22 protein-coding genes are annotated in these 22,685 nt (G+C 63.6%); 14 read left to right on the top strand and 8 right to left on the bottom strand.

All coding sequences use genetic code 11. The annotated features are described in order from the left end of the window. Positions 1-48 precede the first annotated feature (48 nt). The 8 genes from ACNFHO_RS18470 to ACNFHO_RS18435 all read left to right on the top strand — a co-directional run bounded on the left by ACNFHO_RS18470 (position 49) and on the right by ACNFHO_RS18435 (position 7,885). On the top strand, positions 49-831 hold the full coding sequence (locus tag ACNFHO_RS18470; protein ID WP_416767030.1) for a hypothetical protein: 783 nt from the start codon (positions 49-51) through the stop codon (positions 829-831). A gap of 12 nt (positions 832-843) precedes the next feature. Beyond that, a complete protein-coding gene (locus ACNFHO_RS18465) occupies positions 844-1,761 on the top strand; it encodes a LysR family transcriptional regulator (RefSeq protein ID WP_054891411.1) in 918 nt (305 codons plus the stop codon). 118 nt (positions 1,762-1,879) lie between these two features. After that, on the top strand, positions 1,880-3,073 hold the full coding sequence (locus ACNFHO_RS18460) for a CaiB/BaiF CoA transferase family protein (protein WP_416767029.1): 1,194 nt from the start codon (positions 1,880-1,882) through the stop codon (positions 3,071-3,073). After that, a complete protein-coding gene (locus ACNFHO_RS18455; protein WP_063544885.1) occupies positions 3,070-4,008 on the top strand; it encodes a hydroxymethylglutaryl-CoA lyase in 939 nt (312 codons plus the stop codon). The genes ACNFHO_RS18460 and ACNFHO_RS18455 overlap by 4 nt, the downstream gene beginning before the upstream one ends. An 87-nt stretch (positions 4,009-4,095) precedes the next feature. Beyond that, positions 4,096-5,427, top strand: coding sequence for an MFS transporter (locus ACNFHO_RS18450; protein WP_063544884.1), 1,332 nt, complete (start codon positions 4,096-4,098; stop codon positions 5,425-5,427). 188 nt (positions 5,428-5,615) lie between these two features. Then, positions 5,616-5,843, top strand: a complete 228-nt coding sequence (locus ACNFHO_RS18445) for a hypothetical protein (RefSeq protein WP_416767028.1) — start codon at positions 5,616-5,618, stop codon at positions 5,841-5,843. Between the two features lie 322 nt (positions 5,844-6,165). Continuing rightward, positions 6,166-7,470, top strand: a complete 1,305-nt coding sequence (locus ACNFHO_RS18440) for an MFS transporter (RefSeq protein WP_416767027.1) — start codon at positions 6,166-6,168, stop codon at positions 7,468-7,470. A gap of 115 nt (positions 7,471-7,585) precedes the next feature. Beyond that, positions 7,586-7,885: a hypothetical protein gene (locus ACNFHO_RS18435; RefSeq protein WP_112898242.1), complete on the top strand. Its 300-nt coding sequence runs from the start codon at positions 7,586-7,588 to the stop codon at positions 7,883-7,885. 3 nt (positions 7,886-7,888) lie between these two features. Here the strand turns inward: ACNFHO_RS18435 and ACNFHO_RS18430 are convergent, their stop codons facing one another. Further along, positions 7,889-8,821 carry a LysR family transcriptional regulator gene (locus tag ACNFHO_RS18430; protein WP_414155454.1) on the bottom strand — a complete coding sequence of 311 codons (933 nt, stop codon included), beginning with the start codon at positions 8,819-8,821 and terminating at the stop codon, positions 7,889-7,891. 116 nt (positions 8,822-8,937) lie between these two features. Between ACNFHO_RS18430 and ACNFHO_RS18425 the strand changes: the two genes are divergently transcribed. After that, positions 8,938-9,210: a DUF2790 domain-containing protein gene (locus tag ACNFHO_RS18425; RefSeq protein ID WP_416767026.1), complete on the top strand. Its 273-nt coding sequence runs from the start codon at positions 8,938-8,940 to the stop codon at positions 9,208-9,210. Between the two features lie 3 nt (positions 9,211-9,213). On the opposite strand, the gene ACNFHO_RS18420 is transcribed toward ACNFHO_RS18425, so the two are convergent. Continuing rightward, positions 9,214-9,906: a tRNA (adenine(22)-N(1))-methyltransferase gene (locus tag ACNFHO_RS18420; RefSeq protein WP_063544879.1), complete on the bottom strand. Its 693-nt coding sequence runs from the start codon at positions 9,904-9,906 to the stop codon at positions 9,214-9,216. Between the two features lie 128 nt (positions 9,907-10,034). On the opposite strand from ACNFHO_RS18420, the gene ACNFHO_RS18415 reads away from it, so the two are divergent. Then, entirely contained in the window at positions 10,035-10,415 is a 381-nt protein-coding gene (locus ACNFHO_RS18415; RefSeq protein WP_054891401.1) for a RidA family protein, read from the top strand. Between the two features lie 8 nt (positions 10,416-10,423). Here the strand turns inward: ACNFHO_RS18415 and ACNFHO_RS18410 are convergent, their stop codons facing one another. From ACNFHO_RS18410 to ACNFHO_RS18400, 3 genes are read right to left on the bottom strand one after another with little or no spacing between them, the layout of a single operon-like run. Then, entirely contained in the window at positions 10,424-10,738 is a 315-nt protein-coding gene (locus ACNFHO_RS18410; RefSeq protein ID WP_054891400.1) for a hypothetical protein, read from the bottom strand. After that, positions 10,735-12,081: an acyclic terpene utilization AtuA family protein gene (locus ACNFHO_RS18405; protein WP_414155452.1), complete on the bottom strand. Its 1,347-nt coding sequence runs from the start codon at positions 12,079-12,081 to the stop codon at positions 10,735-10,737. The genes ACNFHO_RS18410 and ACNFHO_RS18405 overlap by 4 nt, the downstream gene beginning before the upstream one ends. A gap of 2 nt (positions 12,082-12,083) precedes the next feature. Further along, positions 12,084-13,376 (bottom strand): CitMHS family transporter, encoded by a 1,293-nt coding sequence (locus tag ACNFHO_RS18400; protein WP_416767025.1) that lies wholly within the window; start codon positions 13,374-13,376, stop codon positions 12,084-12,086. Between the two features lie 100 nt (positions 13,377-13,476). On the opposite strand from ACNFHO_RS18400, the gene ACNFHO_RS18395 reads away from it, so the two are divergent. The 4 genes from ACNFHO_RS18395 (at position 13,477) to ACNFHO_RS18380 (ending at position 19,948) form a co-directional block, all read left to right on the top strand. Continuing rightward, on the top strand, positions 13,477-14,364 hold the full coding sequence (locus tag ACNFHO_RS18395) for a LysR family transcriptional regulator (protein WP_063546717.1): 888 nt from the start codon (positions 13,477-13,479) through the stop codon (positions 14,362-14,364). 124 nt (positions 14,365-14,488) lie between these two features. Further along, positions 14,489-16,387 (top strand): Hint domain-containing protein, encoded by a 1,899-nt coding sequence (locus ACNFHO_RS18390; protein ID WP_416767024.1) that lies wholly within the window; start codon positions 14,489-14,491, stop codon positions 16,385-16,387. Then, entirely contained in the window at positions 16,374-17,804 is a 1,431-nt protein-coding gene (locus ACNFHO_RS18385; protein ID WP_416767023.1) for a hypothetical protein, read from the top strand. Before ACNFHO_RS18390 ends, ACNFHO_RS18385 begins: the two co-directional genes overlap by 14 nt. Before the next feature lie 143 nt (positions 17,805-17,947). Beyond that, entirely contained in the window at positions 17,948-19,948 is a 2,001-nt protein-coding gene (locus ACNFHO_RS18380) for a peptidase U32 family protein (protein ID WP_416767022.1), read from the top strand. Positions 19,949-20,129: 181 nt separating this feature from the next. Here ACNFHO_RS18380 and ACNFHO_RS18375 read toward each other — a convergent pair whose 3' ends face one another. The 3 genes from ACNFHO_RS18375 to ACNFHO_RS18365 all read right to left on the bottom strand — a co-directional run bounded on the left by ACNFHO_RS18375 (position 20,130) and on the right by ACNFHO_RS18365 (position 22,640). After that, entirely contained in the window at positions 20,130-20,294 is a 165-nt protein-coding gene (locus tag ACNFHO_RS18375) for a general stress protein (protein ID WP_054891392.1), read from the bottom strand. 155 nt (positions 20,295-20,449) lie between these two features. Then, the gene (locus ACNFHO_RS18370; protein ID WP_416767052.1) at positions 20,450-21,727 is read right to left on the bottom strand and encodes an NTP/NDP exchange transporter; all 1,278 of its coding nucleotides are present in this window, start codon (positions 21,725-21,727) and stop codon (positions 20,450-20,452) included. A gap of 4 nt (positions 21,728-21,731) precedes the next feature. Next, entirely contained in the window at positions 21,732-22,640 is a 909-nt protein-coding gene (locus ACNFHO_RS18365) for an aldo/keto reductase (RefSeq protein WP_416767021.1), read from the bottom strand. Positions 22,641-22,685 lie beyond the last annotated feature (45 nt).

The following is a 22,685-nucleotide window of genomic DNA, read 5'->3' as shown; positions in this document are numbered from 1 at the left end:
CAGGCTCAGCCCTGCGGCCAGACAAGAACAACCGGACCGCCTGCCGTCATGACGCTCTTCTACCTCAAGCTCGTTGTCACTCCCCTTCTGATGTGGGCCGTCTCCCTCGCCTCGCGGCGCTGGGGAGGATTGCTCGGCGGCTTGCTCTCTGGCATGCCGATCACCTCGGCGCTGGTCATGATCTTCCTGTGCCTGGAACAAGGCACCGCCTTCTCCCTGAACGCCATACCGGGCGCACTCGGCGGGCTGGCGGCGGTCCAGGCCAGCTATGCCTGCTACCTGTTCGCCAGCCGCAAGCTTGGCGTGGCCCTCACGGCAGTGGTGTCGCTCGCGCTGTACGGCGTGGCAGCCTATGTACTGACCCATTGGGGCAATCTGCCGGTATCGATCGTTGTCGCCTTGTGCCTGGTGATGCTGCTGGTCTGGGCCACGGCCCGCGAGCCGCGCCCGGCGCAGCTTGCGCAGATCAAGGCGCGCTGGTGGGAAATCCCCATGCGCATGGTCGCCGCCACCGGCCTGCTGATGCTCGCCACAGGCGCGGCGAGCTGGCTGGGGCCTGCCGTCAGTGGCATGCTCGCGCCGATTCCGGTGATCGCCTGGCCGCTGGTGGTGTTCTCCCATGTCCAGGGCGGGCGCTTCTCCATGGCCGGGATGATCCGTGGCAACGCCATCGGCGCCGTCGGGGTGATTGCCTTCTACCTGAGCCTTGGCGCGCTGCTGCCGCACCTGGGTATTGCCCTGACCTTCCTGCTCGCCGTGGGGCTGGCGGTGGTGCTGACCGTGGGGCTGGCGACGCTGCTGCGCTCGCGCACGGCTTCAACGGGCAAGTAAGGGCGCTTGACCATGCAACTGAACAACCTCATCCGTCGTCTTGACCTGGTGACCTTGCAGTTGTTCGTCGCCATCCACGAGGAAGGTAGCCTGACCCGTGCCGCCGCGCGCGAGGCGATTGCATTGTCGGCGGCAAGCAAGCGCCTCAACGAGCTGGAGGCAGCGCTCGGCTCGCCGCTGTTCGCCCGCCAGGCCCGTGGCATGAGCCTGACCCCGGCCGGGGAAACCCTGCTGCACCACGCCCGGCGCATGCTGTTCAACCTCGAGAAGATAGGCCTGGAACTGGGCGAGCACTTGCAGGGAGTGCGCGGCTACGTGCGGATGCTCGCCAACCTGTCGGCGATCATCCAGTTTCTGCCCGAGGACCTGGCGCTGTTCGCCGCAGAACACGAACGGATCAAGGTGGACCTGGAGGAGCGGCCCAGCAATGGCGTGATCCAGGGGTTGCTCGATGGCGTGGCGGACCTGGGTATCTGCTCCAGCGACAGCGACACCCGCGACCTGCTCAAGGTGCGCTACAGACGCGACCAGTTGGTGCTGGTGGTGCGTGAAGGGCATCCATTGGCAGACCAGGCGCAGGTGGACTTCGCCGAAACCCTGGACAACGACTTTGTCGGCCTGCACTCGGCGAGCTCCATCAACATGCGTACCCACGAGGCCGCTCGCCGCGCCGGGCGGGTTTTGCGCCTGCGTATTCATGTCCCCAGTTTCGATGCAGTGTGCCGCATGGTGCAGGCTGACATGGGCGTGGGAATCCTGCCGCGCAAGGCCTTCGAGTTGTTTGGCGGTGCGCTGGGGTTGCGTGCGGTGGCGCTGAGCGACGACTGGGCCGAGCGTGAGTTGCTGCTGGTGGCGCGGGACCTTGAGTCGCTGTCACCGGTGAGCCGCTTGCTGTTCGAGCATTTGCGCGCGGCTGAGCCTGGCGGCTGAGGGGTGTCGCCCCTACCCTTCGCATTTGGCGAACGGTTGTTGCCGACACAGGATTGGTGCGTTCCCGGCGCCAGTCGTAGCCTCTACCTCAAAGTCCAAGAACAAAGAGGTACGCACCATGCCTGCCCCGCTACAAGGCATCAGGGTCCTGGAAATAGGCACGCTGATCGCCGCCCCCTTCGCCGCTCGCCTGCTCGGTGAGTTCGGCGCCGAAGTCATCAAGATCGAGGCCCTGGGTCAGGGCGACCCGCTTCGCAAGTGGCGAAAGCTGCACGACGGCACCTCGCTTTGGTGGTACCTGCAGTCACGCAACAAGAAGTCGCTGGCCCTCGACCTGAAGGCCGCTGAAGGCCTTGCCATCGTCAAGCGCCTGCTGGCCGACACCGACGTGCTGATCGAGAACCTGCGCCCCGGTGCGCTGGAAAAGCTCGGCCTGGGCTGGGACGTACTGCACGCGCTCAATCCACGCCTGACCCTGGTGCGTATCTCCGGCTATGGCCAGAGCGGCCCGTATCGCGACCGGCCTGGCTTCGGTGCGATCGGCGAGGCCATGGGCGGTATTCGCTATACCACCGGCGAACAGGGTTCGGCACCGGCGCGGGCAGGCGTCAGCCTGGGTGACTCGCTGGCCTCGTTGCACGCGGTGATGGGTGCCCTGCTCTCGCTGTTCAATGTGCGTGCCAACGGCGGTGTCGGTCAGGTGGTCGATGTATCGCTGGTGGAAAGCGTGTTCAACCTGATGGAAAGCCTGGTGCCGGAGTACGACCTGCTGGGGCATGTCCGCGAACGCAGCGGCGGTGCCCTGCCCGGCATCGCGCCGTCGAACACCTATCGCACCGCCGACGGTGCGTTCGTGGTGATCGCCGGCAACAGCGACCCGATCTTCCGCCGCCTGATGCAGGCCATCGGCCGACCAGACCTGGGCGAGGCCGAGGCCTTTGCCCATAACGATGGTCGCGCCGCGCAATCGGCACAGCTCGACGACGCGATCGAGGCCTGGACTCGCCGCCACCCGATCGACCAGGTACTGGCCACGCTGGAAGCCGCCGAGGTCCCGGCCGGGCGCATCTATTCGGTTGCCGACATCGTCAACGACCCGCACTACCAGGCCCGCGACATGCTGCTGGACAGCCAACTGCCCGACGGTACCCCGGTGCGCATGCCGGGTATCGTGCCGAAGCTTTCGGATACGCCCGGTCGCGTCGATTGGCAGGGCCCGGCGCTGGGCGAACACACCGATGCACTGTTGGCTGGGCTGGGCTTGGGCCCCGATGAGATCATCGGCCTGCGGGCCAAGGGGGTGGTGCAATGATCGACAACAACGCAGACCTGCTGGTGGTGCAGGAGGTTGCCCCGCGTGACGGCCTGCAGATCGAACCGACCTGGGTGCCGACCGAAGACAAGGTCCGCCTGATCGATGGCTTGTCGAAGCTGGGTTTCAGCCGCATCGAAGCGGGCTCGTTCGTTTCGCCCAAGGCCATTCCGGCACTGCGCGATGGTGATGAAGTCTTCCGTGGCATCCAGCGTCAGCCGGGTGTGATCTACGTCGCCCTGATCCCCAACCTCAAAGGCGCCGAGCGCGCACTGGCTGCCGGCGCCGACGAGCTGAACCTGGTGCTGTCGGCCAGCCAGTCGCACAACCTGGCCAACATGCGCATGCGCCGCGAACAGTCGCTGGCAGGCTTTGGCGATATCGTCCAGGCCGTGCAAGGTCGGGCGGTGAGTCTCAACGCCAGTGTCGCCACTGCGTTCGGTTGCCCGTTCGAAGGCGCCGTCGAGGAAGATCTGGTGCTGCGCCTGCTCGACGCCTACCTGGAGCTTGGTGTGCAGGGTGTGACCCTGGCCGATACCACTGGCATGGCCAATCCGCGTCAGGTCGCGCGCCTGGTGCGGCGCAGCCTGGAGCGCCTGCCGGCATCGATGCTCACGTTGCACTTTCACAACACCCGTGGGCTGGGCCTGTGCAATGTGCTGGCCGCCTACGAAGCCGGTGCGCGGCGCTTCGATGCCGCGCTCGGCGGGCTGGGCGGCTGCCCGTTCGCGCCGGGAGCATCGGGCAACATCTGCAGCGAGGACCTGGTCAACCTGTGCATCGAGACGGGCATCCCTACCAGCATCGACCTCGACGGCCTGCTGAAGATGTCGCGCAGCCTGCCTGCGCTGCTCGGCCACGAGGTGCCGGGGCAACTGGTCAAGGCCGGACGCAATTGCGACCTGCACCCACTGCCGGCCGGTTTGCCCGCCTGATTCTTCGCTACACCGAAGGGGCCGTGGCCCCGCCAGACAACAAGAACAACAAGGCCGCCCACAGGGCGGCCCGACTGGAGAACATCAATGACCCTTTCCGCCCTGCCGCTGGGTGCCACCGATGGCGCCGACAGCGAAAAAGCCCTGGTCCGCAAGGTCGCCTGGCGCCTCATGCCGTTGATCATGGTGTGTTATCTGTTCGCCTTCTTCGACCGCATCAACATCAGTTTCGCCAAGTTCCAGTTGCAGACCGACCTCGGTTTCAGCGACACCGCCTACGGCCTGGGAGCGAGCCTGTTCGTGGTGGGCTATGTATTGTTCGAGGTGCCGAGCAACCTGATGCTGTACAAGGTCGGTGCCCGCCGCTGGATCGCGCGGATCATGATTTCGTGGGGCCTGGCCACCGCCGCCATGGTGTTCGTCACCAGCGAATGGCAGTTCTATGCCCTGCGCTTCATCATCGGCGCCATGGAAGCCGGTTTCGCGCCCGGCGTGCTGTACTACCTGACGCTGTGGTTCCCGCAGCATTTCCGTGGCCGCATCACCTCGCTGCTGTTCCTCGCTTCGGCCTTCGCCGGGCTGTTCGGCGCGCCGTTCTCGGGCCTGGTGCTCGGTCATCTTGACGGGGTCATGCAGATGCGCGGCTGGCACTGGCTGTTTCTGCTGGGCGGCCTGCCCTGCGTAGCGCTTGGGTTGCTGGTGCTGACCCAGCTCAAGGACCGCATCGAGGACGCCGGCTGGCTCAGCGACAAGGAAAAACAGTTGCTGCGCTCACGCATCGAGCCGGCGCAGGCGGCTCATGGAAAAGGTTCGCTGCTGCAGGCGATCCGCATCCCCGGTTTCCTGATGCTCGGGTTGATCTACTTCCTGATTCAGATCGCCTCCTACGGCCTGAACTTCTGGGCACCTCAGCTGATCCGCAGCGCAGGGACGGAGAACCCGTCGATGATTGGCCTGCTGACGGCTGTGCCCTATGTCTGCGGGGCAATCACCATGGTGGTGTGTGGCCGGTGGTCGGATGCGACCGGCGAGCGGCGCTGGTTTACCGCCGGGTTGATCAGCCTCGGTGCCCTGGGCTTCCTGTGCGCCGGACTGTTCGATGACCACACGCCGTTGTTGATCGTCTCCCTCGGTCTGCTGGGTGCCGGTGTGGTGGCGGCCATTCCGAGCTTCTGGGCGCTGCCGCCGAAGTTGCTGGCTGGCGCAGGCGCCGGGGCTGCCGGTGGCATCGCGCTGATCAATACACTCGGGCAGTTGGGCGGGATCGTCAGCCCGGTACTGGTGGGACGTATTCGCGATCTGTCGGGCAGCACCACGCCTGCGCTGTATCTGATCGCTGCCACGAGCCTGGTGACAGCGGTGCTGTTGTTGTTCGCCTTGCCGGAAAAACTGCGCACGCGGGACTTGCCGAAACACTGAGGCCACTCGGTTGCCAGGTCCGCTGCAATCGCTTGCCTGGCAACTGATGAAAACCGCAAAACCAAGGCGACCAACGGTCGAACATCTGATCGTTGTTAATCCTGAGAAAATCCTGGCGCTCCATCCTCTCTCCATCGGCCGCTCCTGCAAGGCCCTTGAAGAATCAAACTACGATGGAGGGTCAAACCATGAAATCCCTGCGCTATGCCCTGGCCCTGCTGGCCGCCACCGCCGTAACCTCCGCCTTCGCCGAGGGCGGCGCCGAGCGCCTGCAGGAGCACCATGCCCGCTGGGCCCTGCAACAGCAGCAGAGCAAAGACATGGTGGCCAAGCGCGAAGCCGCCAAGGCCGCCCAGCAAGACGCCCAGGTCAACAGCGACAGCGGCCAGGACACAGCGGCGAAACCTTCGTCCTGATCCAGCAGAGGGTGCGGCCTCCTGTCGCACCTCAAGGGCTTTGGCAAGTGATGGGGCGCGGGCGTAGAATGCCGCGCCTTTTCGCCCAGTCGCCTCGTACGGTGGCTACCGGCAGCAATGACAACGTCCGTGCCTCAGCCACATCGCGCATGTGCAACAGGCTCAACCGACCCCGCCCGATCTCGTGCTCCGAGTCTGCGGTTGAGTCTTGCCCTGGTCGCATCTCCGCCCTGGCACTTACGTGCAGCCCCACTCCTTCGAGGTCCGGTCATACACGTGTGGTCGAAGAGGTTCATTCGCTGATCGATCACTTGAGGTACGTATGTCTCCGCGTTTGCTGGCGATGGCGCTGGCACCCCTGCTCGGGCTGTTCATCATTGCCCTGGGCAATGGCCTGCTGTATTCCCTGACCACCCTGCGCCTCGGCGAAGCCGGCGAATCGGCGACGATGATCGGTATCGTCTCGTCGGGCTTCTTCATCGGGCTCACCCTCGGCGCCATCTTCAACGACCGGCTGATCCTGCGCATTGGCCACATCCGTGCCTACAGCAGTTTCGCTTCGCTGATTGCCGCAACCATTCTGTTGCAGGGCCTGTTCGTCGATACCTGGGGCTGGTTCGCCCTGCGCCTGCTCAACGGCTGGGCGACGGTCGGCGTGTTCCTGGTGATCGAAAGCTGGCTGCTGCTGGCCGGTGACGCGAAGATTCGTGGACGCCTGCTGGCCCTGTACATGATTGCGCTGTACGGCGCGGGCGTGCTGGGCCAGGCGATGCTCGGCGAGCTGGTGAGCCTGGGCGCCAGTGCGCCGTTCACCGTTGCGGGCATGCTGGCGGCGCTGTCGGTACTGCCGATCGTGATCCTGCCGCGGGTATCGCCGTTGCTGGAGCAGGTCGAGCCGCTCAAGCCGCGGCAACTGCTGGGGGTGACGCCGAGCGGCCTGGTCGGCTGTTTTGGTTCGGGCGTGGCGATTGCTGCGGTATATGCGCTGCTGCCGCTGTACCTGCAGCGTATTGGCCTGGATGTCGGTGAAGTCGGGCGCATGATGGCCTGGGTGATCCTGGGCGCGATGCTGCTGCAGTACCCGGTCGGGCGCTGGTCCGACCGCAAGGATCGCCAGGATGTGTTGATCGCCCTGGGTACGCTGTGCGTCGTGCTGTCGCTGGTCATCCTGCTGTTGCCCTCCACCTCGGCGTGGCTGCCAGCGGTATTGTTCCTACTGGGTGGTGGTGTGTTCGCGGTGTATCCGGTGGCGGTCAGCCATGCCGCCGACCGCGCGCCGATGGATGCGCTGGTGCCGATGATCCAGGGCCTGCTGCTGATCAACTCGCTGGGGTCGGCGCTGAGCCCGCTGGCGATCTCGCCAGTGATGACCTCCTATGGCGAGGCCGGGCTGTTCTGGGCCTTCGCCGTGATCAACCTGGCAATGGTCAGCTTCTTCGTCTGGCGGCGTGGCAAGCGCCCGGCGCCCGAGCATCCGGCCCCCTTCGCGCCTACCGCGACTTTTTCGCCAACCGGCGCCGAGTTGCGCATGACCGAGGAACTGATCCACGCCGCGCAGGATCATCCGCCGATCGTCGATGCCGTTACGGGTGAAAGCGCCCCGCTCGCGCGCTCCGAGCCTGCCTGATCCAAGTGCGCACGTGGGGCTGCATGGCATCCCCACGACCGCCCGTCGCTCGACGGGCACCCTGCCCTCTGCGCGCAGCCGAACGAAGGACGATCATCCTCGTAGGAGATTCACCATGGCTCACATGCGCCCGCTGTTTTTCTTCCTCGCCTTTGGGCTGGCTTCCAGTGCCAGCTTCGCCGCAACCGACACCAATCACTCCGACCACAAGGCCCCCGCCACACAGGGCGAGACCGCCGGCGACGGCAGCAGCGTCAACAGCCCTGGCGGCAGCAAGGGTAACGACAGCAGTGATACCGGCAGCAACGCCGACGCGGCCGACGGCAGCACCGGTGGCTCGAGCAGCACTGGCGAGGCTACCGGCAGCGGCGCAGGGGCAACCGGTGGCAATGCCGAGGATCAGGACAGCCGGTGAGCCCTAGCGCCAGTAGCGTGGGTCATCGACCAGCCGCTCATGCGCCTGGAACAGCACCGGCAACTGCTCCTTGAGAAAGTCCAGCCAGGTACGCACCTTGGCATCGAGATAGTGCCGCGACGGGTAGATCGCATAGATCTCCCGTTGCCGCAACCGATGCGGGGCTAGCAGTCGGCAAAGGCGCCCGTCCTCCAGTGCCTGGCTGGCCGAGTAATAGGGCAACAGGCCAATGCCCATGCCGAGCTCGGTCGCCTTGACCATCGCATCGGCCACATTGGTGAGAAAGGTGTCCTGGGGGGAAATCACGCAGCTGTCCGGCGCGTCACCGAAGGGCCAGTCCTCCTCGAACAGCGGATCGACCGTGCGCAGGCAGACATGCTCGTGCAGGTCCTCAGGACGCTTGGGGACGCCGTGGCGAGCCAGGTAGTCGGGGGAAGCACACAGCACGCTGTAGATGCTGCCCAGCGGGATGGCGATCAGTTGCGAGTCAGGCAGGCCCTGGCCGATGGCAATGACCACGTCATGCCCTTCGGCGAGCAGGTCGGGGTTGCGCTGGGACAGGGTAAGCTCCATCACCACTTCACGGCACGAGGCGTTGTAGCGTGCCACCAACGGCATCATCAGCAGACCCAGACCATGACTGCAATGCACGCGCAGGCGTCCGCGGGGCGTAAGGTGGGCGCCGCGTGCTTCGTCGAATGCCTCTTCGGTCAACAGCATGATCTGGCGCGAGCGTTCGAGAAAGCGCTCCCCCGCCTCGCTCATGCGTAGCCGCCGGGTGGTGCGATGCAGCAGGCGAGTCTGCAACTGGTTTTCCAGTTCGGCGACGATCCGCGACACCTGCGCCGCCGAAATGTCCAGCGCATTGGCGGCTGCGGCGAAGCTGCCGCACTCCACGACCCGGGCGAAAGTGCGCATTGCGTGCAGCATGTCCATGAAGTGACGCTCCAGCGTGATTCATACCTTGAAGGCAGGAATCTATCACGGTCCAGCCCATTTATTGTGAAACACCAATGAATGGATCATGAGGGAAACCTCATCTGGAGTTCATCATGAAACGCTCGATCGCCGCACTTGCGCTGTTTAGCGCCCTCCTGCCCATCGCCGCCTTCGCCGCCTTCGCCGAGCAGCCTCGCACGCCGTCTGCCGAGGGGCAGGTTTACGAATACGGTATGCCGCTGGATGTCGCCAAGGTGGTGTCGATCACCCCGGCCAGTAACGCTGCCGATTGCCAGGTCGGCACGGCGCACATGGTCTACGTTGACCACCAGGGCCAGACCCACAAGATCGCTTACCGCGAAATGGGCAACTGCTCGCAGCAATGAGCATCAGGCCAGCAACTGGTCGATCCAGTCGATGTGCATCGCAAAAGCCTGGGCCTTGTCCTGAGGCACTTCCCTGGCCCGTTCGAAGTTGGCCAATGCCTGTTGACGCTGGCGCCGCATGCGCTGCCACTTGTTGATGAACGCCGCGCTTTTCTCGCGCATGAGCAAGGGGCCGAACAATAGCTCCTGCGGGCTGTAGCGCACCGAGTCGGCCTGTTCGGCGACGATGATCTCGTAGTCGAAGCGGTTCTCCCGCAACACCTCTTCGCTGACAATCCGATAGCCGTTGTCCATCAACCACTGGCGCAGCGGTTGCTCGCCGCCATTGGGTTGCAGCACCAGGCGCTGCCCATCCTGCAACCTCGCCTTGCCCGCCTCGAGGATCTCGACGATGGTTTCCCCGCCCATGCCCGAGAGGCTGATGGTGTCGATGCGATCATCGCTTTCGATGGCGGCCAGACCGTTGGCCAGGCGCACGCTGATGCGCGCGTCCAGCCCGTTGCGGCGCACATTGCGCCGGGCTGACTCGCAAGGCCCTGCCGCCGCCTCGCCCGCCACTGCGGCCTCGATGGCGCCACGCAATACCAGGACCACCGGCAGGAAGCCGTGGTCGGAACCGATATCGGCCAGGCGCGCCCCTGGCGGGATGTGAGCCGCCACGCGTTCCAGCCGCTGCGACAATGTCTGTTCGTTCAACGCCAACCCCTTGCATGAGAATCGGCGCGATTCTGAAGGCCGGGGCGCGTGATTTCAATGCATTTGCGACCGGGGCCGCGGCTCGCGTAGGCTTGCGCTTTCACTTCCAAAGCAAGGCAGAGTCGTTCATGGCCCAGACTGGTATCACCTTCACCCCCGATGCGGACGCCGCGTCCATCTCCTCCGATGTCGCCGAATACAACGGTATCCTGGTCACCACCCAGGTCCCGGTGCGCGCCGATGGCGAGCTTGAGCTGGGCGATATCGTCACCCAGAGCGAATGCACCCTGCAGGCACTCAAGGACGCGCTGGAGCGTGCGGGCAGCTCGATGGACCGCGTGCTGCACCTGACCATCTACCTGACCGACATGGCCGATCGTGCGGCATTCAACGAGGTGTACCAGCGCTTCTTCGCCAAGCCATGGCCAGTGCGTGCGGCGGTGGGCGTGGCCTCGCTGGCGTTCGAAGGGATGAAGGTCGAAGTGACGGCGATGGCGGCCAAGGGCTGATAGCAGAGCTAGACCTCCATCGCCAACAACGCCGCCCCCAGGCACTTACCATGGGCATCCAGCGCCAACGAGCGGGTCACGCCACCACGCAATAAACCCGGCAGCACGAAGTTCAGGGCCTTGAGTTGCGGCAAGTCATAGCGACGTACAGGCCCCGCGCTTTCATCGCGAAGATGGGCGAACCACGCTGCCACCCGTTCCGCTGTCAGCTCCCGTTCAAGCAGCGGGTAGTCCTCGTCCCGATACGCGATCAGCGAGATGTTCGAGGTGTCGCCCTTGTCCCCGGTACGGGTGTGGGCAAGTTCGTGCAGTCGGCGGGTCATGGACATTGCTCCAGGTGGACTTGAGGTTGCGCGAGTTCACGCGGCAGGTAGAGGCTGGCGACGGCCAATACTTCGCGGACCTGGCGAGTGGCCCCGCCACCGCCAGCCGGGCCATTGGTGTAGAGGGTCTCGACCTCGTTGGCGACCGCCTGCGCCGCTTCACGGCTCGGGCAGCGCGCCGCAACCCGCAGGCGTACCTCCCAGGGTTCGCCGCCCATGCCGAAGTGGCTGGCGTGCAGCGAATCAACCCCCATCAGCTCGCAGCGCAATTCTTCGACGGCGACGCCCGTCAACGCCAGGCGTTCCTCGACGATCCGCCCGGCCAAACGCGCCCGCGCCACGGCGTTCGGGCCACCGTAGGACATCTGCCCTTCGCCGATCCAGCCATCCCGATAGCCCACAGTAACCTTGAGGTGCTGCGGGCGAGCCGTGCCTTCGCCACCACTGACGCGCACCTGATCCTTGCCGCAGGCCTGCAAGTGCACGCCCGAAAAGTCGGCCGTGACATCCGGCGTCAGGTACCGACGTGGATCGTGTACCTCGTAAAGCAGTTGCTCGGTGCACGTCGCGACATCGATGCGACCGCCACTGCCGGCCACCTTGCCGAGCGTGGCCAGGCCTTCGCTGTCGATATCGGCGAAGGGGAAACCCAGCCGTGCCAGGTCGGCCACATCCTTCATGCCGGGGTCGGCAAAGTAGCCGCCACTGACCTGCCCCGCGCATTCGAGCAGGTGCCCGGTCAGCGTCCCTCGGCCTCGGCGGCGCCAATCGTCGGCAGGCCAGCCAAAGTGATGCACTTGGGGGGCAAGGAACAACGACGGATCGGCAACACGACCGGTAATCACCACATCGGCGTCCAGGGCCAGCGCCTGAACGATCCCTTCGACCCCCAGATAGGCATTGGCCGAGACCAGCCGCTCACCCAACCCGGCCACCGTCAGGCCATTGTCGAGCGTCCACTCCGGGTGCTGGCGCAGCACGTCGAGCACATCGTCACCTTCCACGGCCGCGACCTTCAGCCCCTGCACCCCGAGTTCAGCCGCGATGACCGACACTTGTCGCGCGGCGCCACGCGGGTTGGCTGCGCCCATGTTGGTGATGATCCGCAGTCGCTGCTCGCCGCGGCGTACGTAGGGCAGCACCGCCCGCATGCGCTCGGCCAGCAACGGATCGAAGCCGGCACGAGGGTCAGCCAGTCGGGCTTGCTGGGCCAGGGCAATGGTGCGTTCGGCCAGGCACTCGAAGACCAGGTAGTCCAGTTGCCCATCCCGGGCCAGTTCCACCGCAGGCTCCAGGCGATCGCCGGAATAACCGGCACCGGCGCCGATTCGCAAAGTGTTCATCTTCAGAAGACTCCAAGTGCCAGCGCGGTCAGGGTCATCAGCACCGACGCGGCGAACAGAAATGGCAGGGTGAAACGCTGGTGATCGGCAAGGTCAAGCTTGCACAGCCCCACCAGCAGGAAAGTCGCCGGGGTCAGCGGGCTGACCGGGAAGCCGGTGGTATGGACCCCGAGCAGCGACGCCTGGGCCACCTGCACCGGGTCCACGCCCAGCGAGCGGCCGACTTCGGCAATCACCGGCATGACCCCGAAGTAGAACGAATCCGGGTCGAACAGCAAGCTGAGCGGCATCGACACGAAGCCCACCAGGGCAGGAATCAATCGCCCGTGCCCCGGCGGAATCTGTTGCACCGCCACCTCGGCCATGGCCTTGAGCATGCCCGTGCCCTGCATGATCCCGGTGAACACCCCCGCGGCAAGCAGGATGCTGGCCATGGTCAGGGCAGTCTTGGCATGCGCGTCGATGCGTTCGCGCTGCTGGTCGACACGCGGGTAGTTCAGGCAAAGCGCCGCGACAGTGCCGAGCATGAACATCACCACGGGATCGACCCAGCCGGCGATCATCACCGCCATCACCAGCACGGTAAGCAGCAGGTTCGGCCAGAACATGTGGGTACGGCGCAGAGCCTGTTCATCGGCGGTCAAGATACGCTGCGGTGCCGCGCCGGCATCGGCGCCGGCCATGAGCCCCAGGCGCTTCTCTTCACGTCGGCCCAGCCAGTAGGCACAGCCGAAGACGAACAACAGCCCCACCACTTGCACCGGAATCAGTGGCTGGAACAGCTCGGCCACCGGCACGTGCAGCGCGGCGGATGAGCGCAGCACCGGGCCGGTCCAGGGCAGGAAGTTCACCCCCGCCGCCATCGCCGCAACGCAGGCCAGGACCCGCCGGTCGATGCCAAGCCGCGTATACAGCGGCAGCATCGCTGGCACCGTGACGAGGAACGTCACCGCACCCGAGCCGTCCAGGTGCACCAGCAACGCCAGCAGCGCGGTGCCGCAGACGATACGGGTCGGGCGGGTGCCGACGGCGCGCAGGATGCGGTCGATGATCGGGTCGAGCATGCCGGCATCGGTCATCACCCCGAAGAACAGGATGGCGAAGATGAACATGCCGACCACCGGGGCGACATTCTTGATACCCGTGAGAATGAAGCCGCTGGTCTGCAGGCCGAAGCCCGCGAGCAAGGCAGCCACGACGGGAAAGGCGATCAGCGCGACCAGGGGCGAGATGCGCTTGCTCATCACCGCGATCAGCAAGGACAGAATGGTAATGACGCCATAGAGGGCGAGCATGGAGTTACTCCGGCTTGTTTTTGTTGTTGCCCCGAGTATCAGGAGAGCGCCGGTAGCGTGTAAATTGCAATTTAAAGCCATGCACATTCGAAAAAACAAAATGAAGAACGCCCTGCAGCATATTCGTGCCTTCATCACCGTTGCCCAGCGTGGCAACTTCGCCCGCGCCGCCGACGACCTGCACCTGTCGCCCTCGGCCCTGACCGTACAGATCCGCCAGCTCGAAACCTGGCTGGGCGTCGCCCTGCTCGAACGCAGCCCTCGGCACGTCACCCTCACGGGCGCAGGGCGCGAGGCGCTGCCGGCAATGGAGAAGCTGCTGCTCGATCTTTCCAACATCGTCAGCGCCAGCCAGGGCTTGGCGGCGGTGCGCCGCGGGGTGGTCACCGTGGCTGCCCTGCCCTCGCTGTGCGCCGGAGCGCTGGCCGAGCGGCTGGCGGTGTTCCGCCAGTGGCATCCAGGTGTCGAAGTGCGTCTGCGCGACCTGGTTGCCGAGCGCATCGTCGAACGCGTGCGCGAAGGCGATGTGGATTTTGGGGTGGGTGTGCGCAGCCAGTTCGGCCATGGGCTGGACTTCACGCCGCTGTTGCGCGATCGACTGTGCCTGTTTGTGCCCGCCGGGCACCCGCTGGCCACCGGCCCTGTCAGTCTGCAAGCCTTGGACGGCCTGCCGATGATTCTCACCGGGCGCGACAGCAGCGTGCGGGCGCAGATCGAACAGGTGTTCCGCGCACACGGGCTGGTGTTGCAAGCGGCCATGGAAGCCAACTACATGTCGACGGTATTGGCGCTGGTGCGCAATGGGTTGGGCGTCACGCTGCTGCCGGAGTCGGCGGACGACGGTACACACAGGTTGCTGCGCAGGCCCTTGGAAGCGCGAGGTCTGGAGCGTGAAATCGGCATCATCACCCGCACAGAGTGCAGCCTTTCGCCAGCAGCTTCGGCCTTGATCGATTGCCTTGGTGATCTGTCTGGCACAGACGAGTGACCTATCATTTTTGCCAGTTGTCGACGAGCGCGGAACCTCAGTAGGTTAGATCTCAACAATGTTGTCCGAAACGGCGATGTCGTGTGTTGCTGTTCAAAGGATCTGACCCGAGGGAGCAAAGACCATGGCGAGTAAAGCACCGACCTCAATTAGTCTATTGGCCGCATTATTTTTATCGTGTTCTGCACTTTCCTCCGCCTGGGCAGCCGAGGTTACCGCTGATGAAGTAAACGAAGAAAACGCCTTGACGACAGTTGAAACATTGGGGGGGGAATTGACCAAGGCTCTCACCCCTGGCGTCCTGTATCAGTTGGATTGGGGCAACCCCAAGCATTATGCGTTCTACAAGGCTCAACAACTCCAGGCAGGGAATACAAAAGCACATGCGCCCGAACTGTTCAGGCGCATGGAAGCTGCGCATGAACAGCGGGTGAAAGCGCTAGCGGTTTCCGGCACAAAGGCCAATCCCGTAAAACCGGTTGACTTCCCCGAGACGTCCATTAATGCAGACGCCCCATTGGAAGATCTTCAGTTCATCTCGGAGCTTTCGCGCTCGACCGCGGCGGTAAATAGTTCAGCGATCACCTACCAGTCTGAAGCCATTTCCTCACTTGTGAACGGCAGTGACGCGAACACGATCACACTCGTTATGTATAACGACTTCACGGGGGATTTTGTTGCCTCGCAGACCGCGACTGACCTGACAAGTCTTCCTGACTTCCGCGTTAGCATGAGTGCCACGGTGGAGTCGGCAATTCCCGTTCGCGCTGTCGCTGTCTTCAGCGTGATCCCCAAAGACCCTGACGCTGAACTTCCACCGCCTGTCATGATAAAGGCGGTCAGTTCAACGGGGCTCGTTGATGCGTGTATGACAGAGCCCAGGCCTTGCGAAAGAGGCGCCAATGGCCAATGTGTCGCTGCTTCTGCATCGACTGAAGCCTGCAGCAATAAACTCGCTGACAAAGATAAACCCATCTTGATGTGCTGGAACCGCCTCAGCCGCGAAGAGTGCGATTATTGGGCAAGCCAGAACAAGCCTGTCAACTATGTAATTCCCGTCTCTGGCTACGCCGTCACCGAGGAAAAGACCGGATCCACGCTCACTGGCGCTACGACGATCTATTTACAAAGTCTGGCCGGAGGGGGGTGCCGGGTGTACTCCAGAACGGGGGAAAATTTGGACGATTGGACATCTGACGGTAACGGAAAGATGAGTTTCCAGTACGCTGCCGAAACGTTCAAACGTAACCCGTCCTGCTTGACCAACAACAAGGACTCAATCGTCAACTTCTGGATGACCAACAACGTAATCCTCCCAGGAACACCAGACGACCCCTCGCCACGAAACGTAACGTTTGTATTTACCAGCGATACCAGATCCGCTGGACAACCCGGCAGGGAGATCATCCCTCAACTCCGCATCATGGAAGGTTGTGTCGCAGGGGGCACATTGATCACCCTGGCGTCGGGCAAGACCAAGAAAATTGAAGATATCGTCTCGGGAGACCAGGTGAAGACACCTGCTGGCGTGCGCACCGTCAGTGAAAGAACCACGGGTACAGAAAATGAATTCATGCTTGAGATACGCACTACCGGCCAGACCCTCCATGTCACGCCCACCCATCCCATCATGCGAGCGATTCAAGTCGGGAGCGCCGTGAGAAACGTAGAGGTACAGGCACGGGAAATCCATCCAGGCGACAAGTTGGCCGTCGAGGGTTCTCCGGTTACGGTGACGGGCGTCGACTATGTCGAGGCTCACGCCACCCCTGTATACAACTTGCAGTTCAAAGGTGGCGTCGAGGGCAGTTATTATGCCAACGGCATTTTGTCGGGTAACCTCGCGACGCAAAATATGCTGGCAGATCTCAAAAGCAGAGCGCCACTTCTCAGCCCAGCGCAACAGCGAGCAAAAGTCCATCCGGCGTTCTTGACCGATTACGATAACCAGCAAAAACAAAAGGCGCAGCGTTCCTCTGACAAAAGCGGTGCTTCACAGGAGGTGGGCAATGCTGCGCGATAACGATGCACTCAGGCCCACCATCGTCCGGGCGGTTTACGAGGCAGACTGCCTGAGCGTGGCATGGAACCCTCTCGAGTGGGTCAAGCCCGCGGGTTGGGTGATCACCTTGTGCCATCAGGACGCAAGTGGTTGGACGTCATTGAAACATCAGTTCATTCCAGACCGCGCGGCCACCGCCGGCATATTGCCTCTGGCCGAACCCCTGAGCGCGATGCGTGAATATCGCGTCATCCTGATGGCGCTGCTGGAGCAGGGGGAATCAAGGAGCAGTGCCCCACTGCCCCTTGCAACCCTCCAGCCGGTCCTGCACTCGGCGATATACGATGGCGAGGCCCTGCACATTGATTGGCAGCCCTCCAGCCAGGCTCTCCTGGGCTATGAGATCGTCGTGTCATCAACGGTCAGCGGCACGACATTCGTCATTCCAGTCAGCGGAACAGACAGCGCCTGTGCTGTCGTGAGCAATTCGCAACTGGACGGGGGGCTAGGCAATAACCAAGGCTGGACAGTCGGCGTGGAGGCTGTGGCTTGCGAGCGTACCCGCGCCCGATCGGAGCTGATTCATTTCCCGCCATCCATGAACCCGCCGAATCTGGAGCAGAGCCCGCTTTATCGCGGTGGAAACCGCATAGCAGTAGCATGGTTTACGCTGGATCCCACAGAGATCGTGCGATACCAACTGAAGCTGCACAGTACGCTTACCGGCAAGCATTACGAAATGAGCCTGCCCATGGAATACGAGTTCGCCGACTTTCCACTGTCGTCGCCACTGCCGGAATTCGATGAGCTCACCTTCACCCTCACGGCCCTGACCGCAAAAGGTGCAGGCATCAGGACCACGCCTTTGCGCGTTGTGGCAGCCAGGCCCGAAATCACTTCAGTGGTGTTGGACAACGAGGGCGTCGATGTGGCCTGGAACATGTCGAACAGTCTGCAGTTCACTCACTACATCGTGCAGGTGTTTTCGCCAGAGACCGGCACGGTCGCCGCCTCTGCGAGCGTCGATGCCCCTCGGACCCAGGCGCGCTTGTCGTTGAAAGCGCCGCTCAGGACCGACAAGAAGTGGGTGTGTCAGGTCATTGCATATCCTGGGTCCGGGATCGGTACAGAAGGCGATTGGGTGCCGATGATCACGGGGGCTCCACGGCTTGCCCTGCTCCGGCCGAGAGTGGGCGTCGTGGATGTCACTTGGTCGCCTCCGGAGTCGGTGGTGTCGCCTGAAGGCACATGGGTATCGATTATTCGCGCAGGGAATGTCATCAGTCAGGACCGGGTCGCTGGCTGCAGTGCCCGGATGATGATTCCAGTGTTTGATGCGAACCTGGATCAATTGCTGAGCGTACAGCTGACGCCCATCTGTGGGAAAGCCTCCAGCAGGACGCAATGGCAAACCGAGCAAACTGCTCCGGCTCGCTGAAAGGTGTGGGCGCAGACGGGCCTGCTTCGAGGGAAGCGGGCCCGTCGCTGCAAGTACGCCCATCTGGAACGTCACGGGTGCCTGCGCGGCAATTCATCGCTACAATGCCGCCCTAAACCGTGACAGCCCGAACCTATAACGACATGTCCCTTCCAAAGAATCACCTGGAACTGCTCAGCCCTGCCCGCGATGTGGCCATCGCCCGCGAGGCCATCCTGCATGGCGCCGACGCCATCTACATCGGCGGCCCAAGCTTCGGCGCGCGGCACAACGCGTGCAACGAGGTCGGCGATATCGCCGAGTTGGTGGAGTTCGCCCGGCGCTATCACGCGCGGGTCTTCACCACGATCAATACCATTCTCCATGACAACGAGCTGGAGCCTGCACGCAAGCTGATCCACCAGCTGTACGACGCCGGTGTCGATGCATTGATCGTCCAGGACCTGGGGGTGATGGAGCTGGACATCCCGCCAATCGAGCTGCATGCCAGCACTCAGACCGACATCCGTACGCTCGAGCGGGCCCGGTTTCTCGACCAGGCCGGATTCTCCCAGCTGGTGCTGGCGCGTGAACTGAACCTGCAGCAGATCCGCGCCATCGCCGCCGAGACCGATGCTGCCATCGAGTTCTTCATCCACGGCGCGTTGTGCGTGGCCTTCTCCGGCCAATGCAACATCTCCCACGCCCAGACCGGCCGCAGCGCCAACCGCGGCGATTGCTCACAGGCCTGTCGCCTGCCCTACACCCTCAAGGACGACCAGGGCCGGGTGGTCGCTTTCGAAAAGCACCTGCTGTCGATGAAGGACAACAACCAGACCGCCAACCTGCGTGACCTGGTCGACGCCGGCGTGCGCTCGTTCAAGATCGAAGGGCGCTACAAGGACATGGGTTATGTGAAGAACATTACCGCCCACTACCGCAAGGAGCTGGATGCGATTCTCGAAGATCGCCCGGACCTGGCCCGCGCGTCGAGCGGTCGTACCCAGCACTTCTTCGTACCCGATCCAGACAAGACCTTCCACCGCGGCAGCACCGACTACTTCGTCAGCGACCGCAAGATCGACATCGGTGCCTTCGATTCGCCCACCTTCACTGGTTTGCCGGTAGGTGTGGTGGAAAAGGTCGGCAAGCGTGACCTGATGGTGGTGACCGAGGTGCCGCTGACCAACGGCGACGGTTTGAACGTGTTGGTCAAGCGCGAAGTGGTGGGCTTCCGGGCCAACATCGCCGAGCCGCGTGGCGAGTTCGAGGAAGACGGCCAGACACGCTACCGTTATCGCGTCGAGCCCAACGAGATGCCCGAAGGCTTGCACAAACTGCGACCGAACCATCCCCTGTCGCGCAACCTCGACCATAACTGGCAACAGGCGCTGCAACGTACCTCTTCCGAGCGTCGCGTCGCGGTTCAGTGGCAGGCCGTGCTGACCGAGCAACGCCTGGCGCTGAGCGTCACCAGCGAGGAAGGCATCACTGTGCAGGTTGCCCTGGACGGCCCGTTCGGTGCGGCCAACAAGCCACAGCAGGCGCTGGATCAGTTGCACGACCTGCTGGGCCAACTGGGTACCACCCAGTACCACGCCGAGGCCATTGAGCTCGATGCCCCGCAGGCGTATTTCATTCCCAACTCTCAGCTCAAGGCCCTGCGCCGCGAGGCTATCGAGGCGCTCACCGAGGCGCGGGTCAAGGCGCACCCTCGCGGCAGCCGCAAGGCCGAGACCAGTCCGCCACCGGTCTATCCCGAGGCGCACCTGTCGTTCCTGGCCAACGTCTACAACCAGAAAGCCCGTGACTTCTATCATCGCCATGGGGTGAAGCTGATCGATGCTGCGTTCGAGGCCCATGAGGAACACGGCGACGTGCCGGTGATGATCACCAAGCACTGCCTGCGCTTCTCGTTCAACCTGTGCCCCAAGCAGGCCAAGGGCGTTACCGGTGTACGAACCAAGGTCGCGCCAATGCAGCTGATTCATGGCGACGAAGTGCTGACCCTGAAGTTCGACTGCAAGCCGTGCGAAATGCACGTGGTCGGTCGGATGAAAGGCCACATCATCGACCTGCCCTCCCCCGGCAGTGCGGTGGGCCAGGTGGTTGGGCACATCAGCCCGGAAGACCTGCTCAAGACCATCGTGCGCGCGCCGCACTGAGGCCGAGCACGACCGCTGCCTCCGGCTCCCGGTGAAGTTTCGAGGCAGGCAAGGGTTGCCTGCCTGCGGGGCTCGAGCGCGAATTGATGCGGAAGATGACTACGGGTAGAAACCCGAAATTCGTGCCTTACCCTACTGCACTGTTGCGGTGCCGAGCTGCCCCGGCACCGCGCAGCATCGCTTACGAGCGACCGCCCTTGCGGCCCATGTCGTCGCTCTGCTTGTTGCCACCGGACTGCTGGCCCCCTTTGCGACCGGCTTCGGACGCTTTTTCCCGGTCGTTGGCGAAGTTGCCAGGATTTTTGCTTCCACCCTGACTGCCAGTCTTGTTCTGGTTATTGGCCATGGTCTTGCACCTCTTGTGGCTGTGGGATATGCACGGGCGTTTGCCGTACATAAGTTCGGAGCTCGGCGGCAACAGGGGATTCGGTTTATTACCGAGCCGCCAGACCGGCGGCGCTAAAGGTGCATGGCGGTGTATTTGGCGCGAGGTGCATTGCGCTACGGAGCATTCTCGAGGCGACGCTGGCGACGGCCCAACCAGGCGCCGGTAACCCCCCAGCCAAGCGCGAGGATGGCGCCGATCGACATCGCCAACTGCGGATGCTCGCCCAGCAGGTCCAGGCCACGCTTGACCCAACCGCTCAAGGCATCGCCACCCCGGTAGACCACGGTGTCGATGAAGTTCTTGGCTTTGTATTTCTCTTCGGCGGGCAACACGGTAAAGAGCATCTCCCGCCCTGGGCGAACCAGGGCGTACTCACCCGCACGACGCATGACCATCACGAAGACGAACACTGCAAATACCGGCGCCAGCGCCAGCCATAGGAAACCGACCGCCATCACCAGGGGCACGCCGACCAGTAGTACGCCGACACCCAGGCGCCGGGCCAGGCGTCCGGTGAGAAAGACCTGGGTGAGTATCGCCAGGGTTTGCACGACCGTGTCGATCAGGCCGAAGACCTGTGTCTGACGTGTCCGGTCGCTGAACGTCTCGCTGACGATACGGGCCTGCTCGAAATACAGGAACGTGCTGACGCTGGCCAGCAGTATGACGAACAACGCGATACCCAACAGGTAGGGCGACCGCAGCACGGCGGTGGCGCCGGAAAACGGATTGCCGCCCAGCGGCCGCGAGGTCGGATGCGCGGTGCTGGTCGGCAGCGGATTCAGCTCACGCCAGTGTTGCAGGTACAGCGCAGCGCCTATGCTGCCAAGCAGGCAGACGCCCGCCAGCACCAATAAACCCGCATGCCCGAGGGGAGAAACCAGCAGAGTGCCAAGAATCGGCCCGCTCAGGCCGCCAAGGCTTGCACCCGCCGCGAGCAGGCCGAACAGGCGCTTGCCCTGCTCGCTGGAAAACAGGTCTGCCAGTACGCTCCAGGCCAGGGAGATGGCCAGCAGGTTGAAAACCGACAGCCAGATATAAAAAGCCCGCGCATTCCAGAGGTCGTCCGGGTCGCGGGCAAAGAGCACAGCAAACAACAGCAGGTTGCTGGTGAAGAAGGCATAGGTCCACGGCAGGATGCGTCGCCTCTTCACCCGTGAAGCAAGCCATCCGAATAGCGGCAGGCAGGCCAGGGTGGCAATGAAGGTACCGGTGAACAGCCATTGCAGATTGTCCACCCCACCGGCCACGCCCATGGTTTCACGGACCGGGCGCAGCATGAAATAACCGGTGAACAGCAGGTAGAACAGCGCAAGACCTGCGACCACTGCCGGACCTTCGCCGGGCTGGATGTTGAGGCTCTGGTCCAGGCGCCGCCGCCAGCCGTTCATGGCGTCAGGCAAATTGCTTGATCAGCGCCTGGCGCTGGGCTTCGCTCAGCAGCGGCCCGCTGCCCGCCTTGAGCTGGTCAAGCTGACGGTCCGGTCCGCCGGTCGCAGGAATTACCGTGGTCACCGCCGGATGACTGATGGCGAACTTCAGGAACATCTGCGCCCAGCTGCCGATACCCGCCTCGGCCGCCCACCCCGGCAATGCCTGACCTTTGACCCGGGCGAACAGCCGGCCATCGTCAAAAGCACGGTTGACCAGCACCGCGACGCCTTTGTCCTGGCACAGCGGCAGCAGCTCGCGCGCGGCATCCGGGGCGTTCACCGAGTAGTTGATCTGGATGAAATCCAGCGGCTCGTTGCGCACGATGCGCGCCACCTCATCCTGGCCGCTGTTGAGATAGTGAGTGATGCCCACATAGCGTGTCTTGCCTTGCTGCTTCAACTCCCGGGCATAGGGGAGCTGAGTCTGCCAGTCGCGCAGGTTGTGGATCTGCAGCAAGTCGACCTTGTCGGTACGCAGGCTGGACAGGCTTTGCGCCCATTGCCGTTCGGCGGCGTCGCGGCTGTCGGCGGCGATCTTGGTGGCGATGAAGCACTGACGGTGCCAGCCACCCTCCTCCAGCAACTGGCCGAGAATAGCGTCGGCACCGCCGTAGTTGGGCGAGGTGTCGATGACCTTGCCGCCGCCTTTGAAGAACGCCTCGAGCACAGCCTTGAGCTGTTGGTACTGGGCAGAGCCGGCCTGGACCTCGAAACTGCCGGAAGTGCCGGCACCGATGACCGGCAAGGCCTCCCCGGTGGAGGGGATCTTGCGGGTCAGCAGGCCGCTGGCGGACTCGGCGCGCAGCCAAGGGCTCAGGGCCAGCGCGCCAAGCGCGGCGCTGGCCCGCAGGACATCGCGACGTGCGTACATGAAGGAGGCTCCCGTTTACAGGGGGAAACCTTCAAGGCTAGTCGC

It is taken from the genome of Pseudomonas sp. NY15374, assembly GCF_048068255.1.
In the GTDB taxonomy this organism is placed as follows: Bacteria; Pseudomonadota; Gammaproteobacteria; order Pseudomonadales; family Pseudomonadaceae; genus Aquipseudomonas; species Aquipseudomonas machongensis.
Note: the sequence above shows the minus strand (reverse complement) of the source record. Positions and strands in the feature narration are given on the sequence as shown.

Bases quoted from the DNA above. Each gene is read 5' to 3' on its own strand.
- ACNFHO_RS18380 (WP_416767022.1), top strand. From the start codon at position 17,948: ATGTCCCTTCCAAAGAATCACCTGGAACTGCTCAGCCCTGCCCGCGAT.
- ACNFHO_RS18390 (WP_416767024.1), top strand. From the start codon at position 14,489: ATGGCGAGTAAAGCACCGACCTCAATTAGTCTATTGGCCGCATTATTT.
- ACNFHO_RS18445 (WP_416767028.1), top strand. From the start codon at position 5,616: ATGAAATCCCTGCGCTATGCCCTGGCCCTGCTGGCCGCCACCGCCGTA.
- ACNFHO_RS18415 (WP_054891401.1), top strand. From the start codon at position 10,035: ATGGCCCAGACTGGTATCACCTTCACCCCCGATGCGGACGCCGCGTCC.
- ACNFHO_RS18375 (WP_054891392.1), bottom strand. From the start codon at position 20,294: ATGGCCAATAACCAGAACAAGACTGGCAGTCAGGGTGGAAGCAAAAAT.
- ACNFHO_RS18440 (WP_416767027.1), top strand. From the start codon at position 6,166: ATGTCTCCGCGTTTGCTGGCGATGGCGCTGGCACCCCTGCTCGGGCTG.
- ACNFHO_RS18400 (WP_416767025.1), bottom strand. From the start codon at position 13,376: ATGCTCGCCCTCTATGGCGTCATTACCATTCTGTCCTTGCTGATCGCG.
- ACNFHO_RS18465 (WP_054891411.1), top strand. From the start codon at position 844: ATGCAACTGAACAACCTCATCCGTCGTCTTGACCTGGTGACCTTGCAG.
- ACNFHO_RS18470 (WP_416767030.1), top strand. From the start codon at position 49: ATGACGCTCTTCTACCTCAAGCTCGTTGTCACTCCCCTTCTGATGTGG.
- ACNFHO_RS18385 (WP_416767023.1), top strand. From the start codon at position 16,374: ATGCTGCGCGATAACGATGCACTCAGGCCCACCATCGTCCGGGCGGTT.
- ACNFHO_RS18450 (WP_063544884.1), top strand. From the start codon at position 4,096: ATGACCCTTTCCGCCCTGCCGCTGGGTGCCACCGATGGCGCCGACAGC.
- ACNFHO_RS18460 (WP_416767029.1), top strand. From the start codon at position 1,880: ATGCCTGCCCCGCTACAAGGCATCAGGGTCCTGGAAATAGGCACGCTG.
- ACNFHO_RS18370 (WP_416767052.1), bottom strand. From the start codon at position 21,727: ATGAACGGCTGGCGGCGGCGCCTGGACCAGAGCCTCAACATCCAGCCC.
- ACNFHO_RS18455 (WP_063544885.1), top strand. From the start codon at position 3,070: ATGATCGACAACAACGCAGACCTGCTGGTGGTGCAGGAGGTTGCCCCG.
- ACNFHO_RS18365 (WP_416767021.1), bottom strand. From the start codon at position 22,640: ATGTACGCACGTCGCGATGTCCTGCGGGCCAGCGCCGCGCTTGGCGCG.
- ACNFHO_RS18435 (WP_112898242.1), top strand. From the start codon at position 7,586: ATGGCTCACATGCGCCCGCTGTTTTTCTTCCTCGCCTTTGGGCTGGCT.
- ACNFHO_RS18425 (WP_416767026.1), top strand. From the start codon at position 8,938: ATGAAACGCTCGATCGCCGCACTTGCGCTGTTTAGCGCCCTCCTGCCC.
- ACNFHO_RS18430 (WP_414155454.1), bottom strand. From the start codon at position 8,821: ATGGACATGCTGCACGCAATGCGCACTTTCGCCCGGGTCGTGGAGTGC.
- ACNFHO_RS18395 (WP_063546717.1), top strand. From the start codon at position 13,477: ATGAAGAACGCCCTGCAGCATATTCGTGCCTTCATCACCGTTGCCCAG.
- ACNFHO_RS18405 (WP_414155452.1), bottom strand. From the start codon at position 12,081: ATGAACACTTTGCGAATCGGCGCCGGTGCCGGTTATTCCGGCGATCGC.
- ACNFHO_RS18410 (WP_054891400.1), bottom strand. From the start codon at position 10,738: ATGACCCGCCGACTGCACGAACTTGCCCACACCCGTACCGGGGACAAG.